The sequence below is a fragment of the Pseudoalteromonas sp. SG43-6 genome, from assembly GCF_014164365.1.
Lineage (GTDB): Bacteria > Pseudomonadota > Gammaproteobacteria > Enterobacterales > Alteromonadaceae > Pseudoalteromonas > Pseudoalteromonas rhizosphaerae.
The window spans coordinates 1-9,738 of sequence record NZ_JACJEZ010000086.1; the positions used below are offsets into that span (position 1 = coordinate 1).

Here is a 9,738-nt window from a genome sequence, read left to right on the forward strand (position 1 = left end):
CCTAAACATGCGAGTTGGTTGAATATGGTCGAGATAGAAATTGGCAATATGAATAAGCAATGCTTAGATCGGCGCATAGCAAGTATGGAAGAGTTAAAGACAGAGCTCACGGCGTGGGAATGGCGTCGAAATAAAGAAGGCGCCAGTATAAATTGGATGTTTAATGTTGATTCAGCACGTGAAAAACTAGAGAGAGCTTACGGTGCTCTCAACTAGTCAAAATTTGTGTGACGAAGTACTAGTACCTTTCCTTTAATGCTTAATGACTCGCTTGCAGGCAATTAAGCCACTCATCGGGTTCAGCTAAAATAAACTCTAGATGATAATTTTCTTTGGTGGTTATTTTGATTCCAGCGGCGGTAATAGGGATTAAACCGCCGGCTTTAGCTGCGCATTTTTCGACATGGGAAATGTTATTAAGTTTGATGGCATAACAACCCAAGTTAAGTTGTTTATTGAGGGCTTCAAAATGCAGCAGGTTATCAGTAAGAGTAAGGCGGCCATCAGCTTTAGCAACACCCAGTTGTAATGTTGCATAACAACGTTTTAGCTGGGTGATTTTAGATTGTGTAGCGCTCATTATTCATTCCATCGATTTTTTTATTTTATTGAGTGTATGTTGCTAAATTAAATGTGTCAATTATGTAAAGTAAATGTTTTTAATTGTTATTTTAAACAATACTTTACAGAAAGTTTTTAGCGCGGTGGTGCATTTTTTGTTGTTTATTAACAAGTACAAAAGCAGCTACGACTAATACCATTTGAGTGGCTAGCGCGCACAACGTTAACATCAAATCCATACGGTTATCAGCGCGTTGCACTAAGCTTAATTCGATAAACCACGCTATGGCGAGCATTAAAACAAGTGAGCCATGTAAATAACGTTGCAGAGTTATTTTAAACTGAAGGTGCTTCCATTGACTAAATATAAGCAGCGCTAAGCTAATTAACGGGATCAAAAATAGGCTAATAAATGCAATGACTAAAAGTGGTTGCCATGTGCTATTCGTCAGTTGCGTGGTATTTATAAAGTAATCATTACAACCCGTTAAAAGTGTAAAACAAAAAAGTAGGCTAATTAATTTTATTGGCAATGTTGTTATCGTCATGATTTATATGTGTTCTATTGTTAGTTATTATGCCTTGCTTTATATAAGTAAGGCTTAATGGATGGTTGTATTTAAAAATAGTTTAAACGTAGGTGTTGTTTTAGCTTAATTAAGCATGCGCCATAATTAACTCTTTTGCGTTAGCTTTGGCTGTTTTACTGATGTTATCACCACCAAGTAAACGGGCAATTTCATCAATACGGCCATGTTTACTGAGTGGCAACATTTGTGTAAAGGTTTCGCCATTGGCAATTTCTTTGGCCACAAAAAACTGCTGATGCCCCGAGCTGGCAACTTGCGGTAAATGGGTTACGCAGATAACTTGAGTCGATTTGCCTAATTGACGTAAAAGCTTGCCTACAGCTGCTGCAGTTGGTCCAGAAATACCTACATCCACTTCATCAAAAATAAGCGTTGGCGTAGTGACTTTTTGCGCAATAATAACTTGTATCGCTAAACTTATGCGTGACAGCTCACCACCTGAGGCAACTTTTGATAACGGTTGTAACGGTTGGCCTGGGTTAGTTGAGACTAAAAAGGCTACATTATCATAACCTAGGCTGTTTGGTGCTTTTTCAGGTTGTGGTGTAAGGGCTATTTCAAACACACCATTTTCCATTGATAAATGCGCCATGCTTGCACTGATCAATGTATTTAATGTCTGCGCTGCCTCATGACGGCTTTCACTTAGGGCTTGCGCAGCTTGCTGATAAGCTGCTAATGCTTGGTTAATTTCACCTTCAAGTTGCGTTAAACGGGTCGAGTTATTACTAATCGACTCAAGCTCTTGTGTGATACTTTGGTGAAACTCAACTAAGTCCTCTGGTTTAATATGGTGTTTACGTGATAAATCCATCGCACCACTTAATCGTGTTTCAACGTCGATTAGTCGGCTCGGATCAAGTTCAGCTTGCTCTGCATAATTACGAATTTCACGACTCGCTTCCTCAACTTGCACAGCCGCTTCTTCGAGTAAAGCAGCCACACTAGCTAGGCTTTCATCAAACCCGGCAAGCTCAGCAAACTGCTGCGCGCTATGTTGTAATAGGGAACAGGCATTTTGCTCGTCATTTTCGTATAAGCTTTGTAACTCTCGTTGGCATGCTTCAATAATAGTTTGGCTGTGGCTGAGCTTATAATGCTCGGCTTCAATTTGCGAAAATTCATCTGGTTGTAAAGCAAACTCATCAAGCTCAGCTACTTGGTACTCTAATAATTGCTTTTGCGCTGCTTGTTGCAACTGGGCTTGTTCGAGCGCGGTAAATTCTTTTTGTAAGTTTTGGCAATTACGATAATGCTGGCGCACTGCTTCAACCAGAGGTTGATGACCTGCATAAGCGTCTAATAGCTGGAGTTGATGTTCGCTTTTAAGCAAATATTGGTGAGCATGTTGACCATGAATAGAGATCAAGTACTGACCGATTTCTTTTAGTTGGGCTGCAGTGACTGGGGTGCCATTAATATAACTTTTGCTGCGGCCATTTTTACACACCACACGACGAAGTAAGCACTCTTGCTCATCATTCGATAGCAAATGCTGTTCTAAAAACTGCTTAGCCAAGGGGAGGTTGGTTAAATCGAAGGTGGCGCATATTTCAGCGCGCTCAGTGCCTGGGCGAACAGCTGAGGCTTCGGCACGTTCACCCAAACATAAAGATAAGGCATCAATAGCAATAGATTTACCGGCACCTGTTTCACCCGTAATGGCTGTCATACCGCTTTGCCACTCGGTGCTTAAATTGCTTACAATTGCAAAATTTTTAATCTCTAACCCAGTTAACATACTGTTCATCCATCCAGTCAATTAACTGTTAATTTATACAGTGTTTTGGGTTTTTGCAAATTAATTTTTAATGTCGCTATCTAGTTTATTACTTACTCACTGGTTGATTTCTCAAAATTAGTTTCAGGATCAAGAGGTTTGACATAATCTTCAGGATTCGCAGATAAATCATCAGTGCGTAAAACTTTAATCATGGATGGTAAAAGTTCATGGTAAAACGTTTTATTGTAAGCAAAGCCGGCTATGGGTAACTCAGCCACAAAAAAATCTAAGCGTTCAGCTAGTGCATCTCGTTCACCTGTTACATAAGTTTTTGCCAACTCACTACTAATCGTGCTGATCAATGACTCGTTTATGCGTTCAAGATACAATAAGTTTTCGTCAGTATGAGGTTGTACGACAAAGAAATTACTGGCAATAACTTGTATTCTTGGGATGTATTTAGGACGAATTATTTTTGCGTCGCAGTACTCATTTAATTTTATTTTTAACTGTTGAGTTACTTCTTTAACGCGATTATTGAATAGCTTTTTTTGCGCTTCAAGCGCTTTTCGGCGATTATTTTCAATCACCAAATAGCTGCCAAGCAGCGTTATCAGTAATAATAAAGCAAAGAAAACAACATACGTCATTTCGGTTTGATTTCCCTTGAAAAGGTAATAAATGAATTCAGCTTATTTTGCTCTAAAGTCTGAATGAGCGCAATAAAATTAATATAAACGACTACCCCAGTTGAGCTTAGTGCGAAGTACATGATAGTAAGAGTAGTCTTTGGGGTGGATCAGGCGTAGTTTCTTATCTGCTTTTTTAATTATCACTTCATCGCCAGGCAATACAGCAAGCACCACATGACTATCGCAGCTGACTTGTAAGCTGTCGGTATTCTCTAAGCTGAGCTTTAAGCGTACTTCGTTATCGGCATCAACCACTAATGGTCGGCTTGATAATGTATGCGGAAACATCGGTACTAATGAGATTGCATTTAGTTCTGGGGTCAAAATGGGCCCGCCACCCGACAGCGAATAGGCTGTTGAGCCCGTAGGGGTTGAGACAATTAAACCATCAGAGCGCTGAGAAAAAACAAAATCGTTATTAATGAAGGCTTCAAATTCAATCATGTGAGCGACTTTATCGGCATGTAAAACGGCTTCATTCACTGCTGAGTTAGCACTTTTTAATTCGCCATGGCGATAAACTGCAACTTCTAATAAAAAGCGTTTTTCTTCAAGATATTGACCACTTAATACTTGTTCTAAACTAGCTTCAAAGCCTTCTGGGTTTAAATCTGTTAGAAAGCCTAAATTGCCTCTGTTTACGCCTATAACAGCAACATCAAATCGGGCTAATACCCTTGCTGCGCCAAGCATATTACCATCGCCTCCGACCACAATAGCGAGATCGGCACGTTCGCCAAGCTCAACCAGTTTGACTAACTTTTCCTTGGGGACATTGGTTAATTGATGACCGGTTCTCTGCTCTAATAACACGTCAAATCCTAACGCATTTAAAAAAGTGTATAAGCGCTGTAAAGTTGCAGCTGCACCACTGTGATTTGGTTTGCCAATTAAACCTATGGTTTTAAACGGTGATTCCATGATAAACGCATCAATAGTATTAATATCAGTAGAGTAACTCAAAAGTGACAAGTTTGAAAATAACCTTGAAATAAACTCACTACGCCCCGATATCCCCAGTATGCAGCAAGATGTAGATACTATGAATTTAAACCCTCGAGATCAGCAAATATTTTCCGCCGTGATGAGCCTGTACTGTAATGGTGAAGGTCAACCTGTCGCGTCAAGCCGTATTGCCAAACAAAAAGGTATGGCTGTGTGTTCTGCAACAGTTAGAAATGCGATGTCGCGCCTAGAAAAAATAGGCCTGCTGTATTCACCGCATACTTCTGCTGGACGGGTACCTACTAATGCCGGGTTTGATTATTGGCTAAGTGAATTTTTCCCTCTGTCGCAAATTGCGCAGTATTGGCAGCCTGCACAAGCGCAATTAGTCGAGATGGCGCATGGTATAAGCCAGCGTTATCAAGTATGTTGCTGCGTTGGTCTGCCGCAAGTAAGTTCTCAACACGTTTTTAGAGTTGAAGTATTAGATTTTGACAGCAATGATTGGCTTATTTTACTGTTAGATAGAGCAGGGCAAAGCCATAACATTTGTATTCATAAGCCGGATGATGCGTCTGACACCGTACGTTATCAATTCGCTACTTGGCTTAATACTGTATTCAGTCAGCAAACTTTAATGGAAGGCTTGTACCGTATGCAAGCAATGGCAAATACAGCACCACGAAATTGTCATGATTCGTTAAATCAATGGACCCGTGAGCTGAGCCATAAATTAGGCTCAGATAACAGTATCGTGGTCGGCGAAAATTATTTATATCGGCAAATTGATTGTGAACAAAGCTTAAATATTGGTGTCTCATTTTTGAACTTTGTAGAAGATAAGTTAGCTTTTAAAAATGGTGTGTCGGTTTTAAATACGTCACAATTGCCATTTACTGATTGTGACGAACTGATGGTGATCAGCGTGCCGTATTTTCAAAATCAAGAATATCAAAGTCGTTTTTGTGTAATTTGTCCTAAATCGGCGCAAATTGAAGCAATCATTCAAGAATTTAAATTAATCGAGTCATCTGGCTCTTGAATCTTTTGATTCAATCCCCATAATTACCGCAATTGAAAAGTATTGGAGCACTTAAATTATGTCTGAGCAGACAAAATCACCAGAGCAAGAAGTTGAATTAAACGAAGAATTAGAGCAAATGCAAGCAGACGTTGAAGCGGCTGTAGAAGCTGCTGACGCGCACGAAGGCGAAGAAGTTAGCCCTGAAGCTGAAATTGCTATGCTTTATGCTGAGCTTGAAGATGCGAAACAAACTATCGCAAACCAAAAAGATAGCGTAGTACGTGCCGCTGCAGACGTTGATAATATTCGTCGCCGTGCTGCACAAGATGTAGAAAAAGCGCATAAATTTGCACTTGAAAAGTTCGCTAACGAATTATTACCTGTTATTGATAATCTAGAACGTGCTATTGAGTTCTCAGACAAAGAAAACGAAACCTTAAAGCCATTGCTTGAAGGGATTGATATGACAGTTAAAAGCTTCAACGATGCGGTTGCAAAATTTGGTGTTGAAATTGTTAACCCACAAGGTGAGCAGTTTAATCCTGAATTCCACCAAGCAATGTCGATTCAACCAAGCAATGATGTAACACCTAACACTGTATTAGCAGTGATGCAAAAAGGGTATACATTAAATGGTCGTTTATTACGCCCTGCAATGGTGATGGTATCTAAAGCAGCTGAATAAATAAGTCGCTTAGTAAAAAAATGCCCGTTAACTACGGGCATTTTTTTTGTTTCTAGCTCGGTGCCAAAGCTGGGCTATTAGTGTTAATACTAATGCGCTGAACATTAAGCTTGAAAATGGTACCGCACTTTGTGCATGCATTAAGGCTAAAATTGGACCGACTAATGCACCGCTGCCAAAGCGCAATGTACCAATAACCGCCGTAGCGGTGCCAGAACGCTCTTCAAACTGCATTAAGATCAATGCATCAGCATTACTAGCGGTAACCCCTAAACTCATCATCAGAGGAGCAATAGCTGCAACAATAAAATACAGCGATAGGTGTAATATGCTAAATGTGAGTAGGGCACTGCCAGCTACAAAGCCGACCGCTAATCCATAATACAGCATTTTTCGTGAACCAATACGTGGTACTAGGCGGGTATTTAAAAAGTTACCAAACATTAGCGCCATGACATTGAAAGCAAATAAAACACCAAATAATTGTTCTGATACTTTAAAGTAATCAAGGTATACAAAGGGCACTGCGGTTAAAAAGCAAAAAAAGCCGAATGAGACAAACATTGAGCTGGCTATATCTGCTCGGGTATCTTTATTTTTAAATACGGTTTTATAGCTATCGAAAAATAGTGCAAAGCCTTTCATCGGGCTTTTGAAAATAGGGATATCGATTAAGTATATTTGTACCAAGGCTAAAATAACAAAGCTGTAACTAGCCAGTACTAAAAAGATTGTTTGCCAGTGAGATAAGCCCATGATCATTGATCCAACCGTTGGTGCGACTAAGGGCGCTACCATCATGATCATCGATACATACGACATTCCTTTAGCAGTATCTTGTTTATAAATATGACGAATTATCCCTGGCACCACAACGGTTGCTGCAGCACCTGTGAATGCTTGTACGCCCCGCAAAGCCCAAAATAGATGAATGTCATTACAAAAGGCCAATGCGACAGAGCTTAAGCCAAACAATGCTAAGCCGACCTTCGTTAACACGCGACGACCAATTTGATCTGCGATTGGGCCAAAAAATAGCATTCCCAGCGCATAGCCAGCTAAATATATGCTTAACGATATTTGTACATTAGGCATTGTGGTATTAAGGTCGTTAGCAATGACTAACATTGCCGGAAGATACATATCGATTGCCAGTGGCGTAATTGCAACAATACTGGCGAGTAAAGGTAATAGAATGCGTTTATTTAAAGAAACCGAGTCCTGCATGACTAACCCATTAAACAAAAAGAGGCTGCTATTGTAACAGCGACAATTAGTCTTGGGTACTTAGTTTGCATGCTAACTATCGCCTTTAACTGAAATATAACGCAACAGATGTTTTTACTGGCAGTCGATATATTCAATTGCAGGCTGGTTTGCTATTCTAAGAACAATTAAATTGTTAGTTAAGAGAATACAATGAAAAAATTAGTTTTGGCTGTGCTTGCCACCGCTGTATTAGCGGGTTGTAAAACATCACCAACAGGGCGTACGCAAATTGCGCTTTATTCTGATCAACAAATGAGTCAGATGGGTCAGCAAAGCTTTGCTGATATGAAAAAGAATCAAAAAATTAATAATAATCCTCAAGTAAATGCGTATGTAAAGTGCATTGCTGACGATGTGATTGCAGTATTACCGCAACAGTATGCAACTCAGGCGTGGGAAGTGGTGGTATTTGAAGACGATTCAGCTAACGCGTTTGCATTACCCGGTGGCTATATTGGTGTGCATACAGGGTTGTTAAAAGTGGCTGAAAATCAAGATCAGCTAGCAACCGTTATCGGGCACGAAGTAGGGCATGTAATTGCTGAGCACTCTAATGAACGCGTATCACAAAGTTCCTTGCTACAAACAGGTATGCAAGCGGGCAGTGCCGCACTTGAAATGGGCAATGTACAATATCGTAACGAAATTATGCAAGGTCTTGGTTTAGGTGCGCAGTACGGCGTTATTTTACCATTTAGTCGCTCTCATGAATCTGAGGCCGACCAAGTGGGTTTAGATTTAATGGCAAAAGCCGGATTTAATCCAAAAGAATCCGTAACACTTTGGCAGAATATGAGTAAAGCAGGCAGTGGTAATACACCTGAATTTATGTCTACTCACCCAGCACCTGCTAACCGCATTAAAGAGCTACAAGCAAAATTGCCACAAGCATTAAATGAGCAAAAAGCAGCAAAAGCGGCGGGTAAAAACCCACAATGTAAGCTGTAATAAACTTTTTTGGTGATATAAAAAAAGCCTGTGAACTGATGTTCACAGGCTTTTATTATTCTAAACGCTAGTTATGCGTTTTCAACAGCAGTACGTGGATCTACGTATGGCATGTTGAAGGCTTCAGCAACTTCTTTGTAAGTTACTTGGCCTTTGATCACGTTAAGACCTTTAAGGAAATTAGCGTCATCTAGTAATGCTTTCTTATAACCTTTGTTTGCAAGGTTAATGATGAAAGGCAATGTTGCATTGTTAAGTGCGAAAGTAGATGTACGTGGTACAGCACCTGGCATGTTAGCAACACAGTAGTGAACAACGTCATCAACGATGAAGGTCGGATCAGCGTGAGTTGTTGCTTTAGACGTTGCGATACAACCACCTTGGTCAATTGCAACATCAACAATTGCAGAGCCAGGCTTCATTGCTTTAATGTGTTCAGCAGTAACTAGTTTAGGTGCAGCAGCACCAGGGATAAGTACGCCACCAATTACTAGGTCAGCTTCAAGTACATGCTTTTCAAGTGCATCAGCTGTTGAGTAAATCGCTTTAACTTTATTACCAAACTGAGCGTCAAGTGCGCGTAGTACGTCAATGTTACGATCAAGTACGACAACTTCAGCACCAAGGCCAACAGCCATTTGTGCTGCGCTACGACCAACCATGCCGCCGCCAATAACAACAACTTTAGCTGGCTCAACACCCGGTACGCCGCCAAGTAGCATGCCACGACCATGGTTTGATTTTTCAAGCGCTTGTGCACCAGCTTGAATAGACATACGGCCAGCAACTTCACTCATAGGTGCAAGTAGTGGCAAACCACCGCGTGAATCAGTTACTGTTTCGTATGCGATACAAATTGCTTTGCTTTTGATTAGGTCTTCAGTTTGTGGAAGATCTGGTGCAAGGTGTAAGTAAGTGAAAAGAATTTGGTCTTCACGTAGCATTGCACGTTCAACGGCTTGTGGCTCTTTTACTTTTATAATCATCTCTGCTGTTGCGAAAACCTCAGCAGCAGTTGCTAGAATTTCTGCACCTGCCAGTGTGTAATCTTCGTTAGTGAAGCCAATGCCCATACCTGCATCAGATTCAACAAAAACTTGGTGGCCGTGGTTTACTAACTCACGAACACTAGCAGGGACCATACCTACACGGTATTCATGGTTTTTTATTTCTTTAGGTACACCGATAATCATAATATTGCCTTAATAGAACGGGATAAAATTTTTCACTATTATATTCATGTACTGGCAGTGTGTCTCACCTTTTTTAATCGGTATTCTAGTGATATAATCTGAAAACAC

At 40.4% G+C, this 9,738-nt stretch carries 10 protein-coding genes and 1 pseudogene; 4 read left to right on the forward strand and 7 right to left on the reverse strand.

The features are described 5' to 3' along the window. A pseudogene (locus H5201_RS21495) lies at positions 1-216 on the forward strand (IS630 family transposase); the annotation flags it as partial. A 43-nt stretch (positions 217-259) separates the two neighbouring features. Here the strand turns inward: H5201_RS21495 and H5201_RS21500 are convergent. From H5201_RS21500 to nadK, 5 genes are all read right to left on the reverse strand, one after another. Beyond that, the gene (locus tag H5201_RS21500) at positions 260-580 is read right to left on the reverse strand and encodes a hypothetical protein (protein WP_182785359.1); all 321 of its coding nucleotides are present in this window, start codon (positions 578-580) and stop codon (positions 260-262) included. 103 nt (positions 581-683) lie between these two features. Then, a complete protein-coding gene (locus H5201_RS21505; RefSeq protein ID WP_145242198.1) occupies positions 684-1,109 on the reverse strand; it encodes a hypothetical protein in 426 nt (141 codons plus the stop codon). Between the two features lie 109 nt (positions 1,110-1,218). Next, entirely contained in the window at positions 1,219-2,892 is a 1,674-nt protein-coding gene (recN, locus tag H5201_RS21510) for a DNA repair protein RecN (protein WP_182719389.1), read from the reverse strand. Positions 2,893-2,984: 92 nt separating this feature from the next. Then, positions 2,985-3,524 (reverse strand): hypothetical protein, encoded by a 540-nt coding sequence (locus H5201_RS21515; RefSeq protein WP_182768141.1) that lies wholly within the window; start codon positions 3,522-3,524, stop codon positions 2,985-2,987. A 78-nt stretch (positions 3,525-3,602) separates the two neighbouring features. Next, positions 3,603-4,487 (reverse strand): NAD(+) kinase, encoded by an 885-nt coding sequence (gene nadK, locus H5201_RS21520; RefSeq protein WP_145242288.1) that lies wholly within the window; start codon positions 4,485-4,487, stop codon positions 3,603-3,605. 100 nt (positions 4,488-4,587) lie between these two features. Between nadK and H5201_RS21525 the strand changes: the two genes are divergently transcribed. Both H5201_RS21525 and grpE read left to right on the forward strand, forming a co-directional pair. Beyond that, the gene (locus H5201_RS21525; RefSeq protein ID WP_145242204.1) at positions 4,588-5,553 is read left to right on the forward strand and encodes an HrcA family transcriptional regulator; all 966 of its coding nucleotides are present in this window, start codon (positions 4,588-4,590) and stop codon (positions 5,551-5,553) included. Between the two features lie 58 nt (positions 5,554-5,611). After that, on the forward strand, positions 5,612-6,220 hold the full coding sequence (gene grpE, locus H5201_RS21530) for a nucleotide exchange factor GrpE (RefSeq protein WP_145242206.1): 609 nt from the start codon (positions 5,612-5,614) through the stop codon (positions 6,218-6,220). A 27-nt stretch (positions 6,221-6,247) separates the two neighbouring features. Here the strand turns inward: grpE and H5201_RS21535 are convergent, their stop codons facing one another. Then, on the reverse strand, positions 6,248-7,447 hold the full coding sequence (locus tag H5201_RS21535) for a Bcr/CflA family efflux MFS transporter (protein WP_145242208.1): 1,200 nt from the start codon (positions 7,445-7,447) through the stop codon (positions 6,248-6,250). A gap of 192 nt (positions 7,448-7,639) precedes the next feature. On the opposite strand from H5201_RS21535, the gene H5201_RS21540 reads away from it, so the two are divergent. Next, on the forward strand, positions 7,640-8,437 hold the full coding sequence (locus H5201_RS21540) for a M48 family metallopeptidase (RefSeq protein ID WP_145242210.1): 798 nt from the start codon (positions 7,640-7,642) through the stop codon (positions 8,435-8,437). A gap of 71 nt (positions 8,438-8,508) precedes the next feature. Here H5201_RS21540 and ald read toward each other — a convergent pair whose 3' ends face one another. After that, the gene (gene ald / locus H5201_RS21545; RefSeq protein ID WP_149982720.1) at positions 8,509-9,630 is read right to left on the reverse strand and encodes an alanine dehydrogenase; all 1,122 of its coding nucleotides are present in this window, start codon (positions 9,628-9,630) and stop codon (positions 8,509-8,511) included. Positions 9,631-9,738 lie beyond the last annotated feature (108 nt).

Coding starts and splice junctions, on each gene's coding strand:
- H5201_RS21500 (WP_182785359.1), bottom strand. CDS start 580: ATGAGCGCTACACAATCTAAAATCACCCAGCTAAAACGTTGTTATGCA.
- H5201_RS21505 (WP_145242198.1), bottom strand. CDS start 1,109: ATGACGATAACAACATTGCCAATAAAATTAATTAGCCTACTTTTTTGT.
- recN (WP_182719389.1), bottom strand. CDS start 2,892: ATGTTAACTGGGTTAGAGATTAAAAATTTTGCAATTGTAAGCAATTTA.
- H5201_RS21515 (WP_182768141.1), bottom strand. CDS start 3,524: ATGACGTATGTTGTTTTCTTTGCTTTATTATTACTGATAACGCTGCTT.
- nadK (WP_145242288.1), bottom strand. CDS start 4,487: ATGGAATCACCGTTTAAAACCATAGGTTTAATTGGCAAACCAAATCAC.
- H5201_RS21525 (WP_145242204.1), top strand. CDS start 4,588: ATGCAGCAAGATGTAGATACTATGAATTTAAACCCTCGAGATCAGCAA.
- grpE (WP_145242206.1), top strand. CDS start 5,612: ATGTCTGAGCAGACAAAATCACCAGAGCAAGAAGTTGAATTAAACGAA.
- H5201_RS21535 (WP_145242208.1), bottom strand. CDS start 7,447: ATGCAGGACTCGGTTTCTTTAAATAAACGCATTCTATTACCTTTACTC.
- H5201_RS21540 (WP_145242210.1), top strand. CDS start 7,640: ATGAAAAAATTAGTTTTGGCTGTGCTTGCCACCGCTGTATTAGCGGGT.
- ald (WP_149982720.1), bottom strand. CDS start 9,630: ATGATTATCGGTGTACCTAAAGAAATAAAAAACCATGAATACCGTGTA.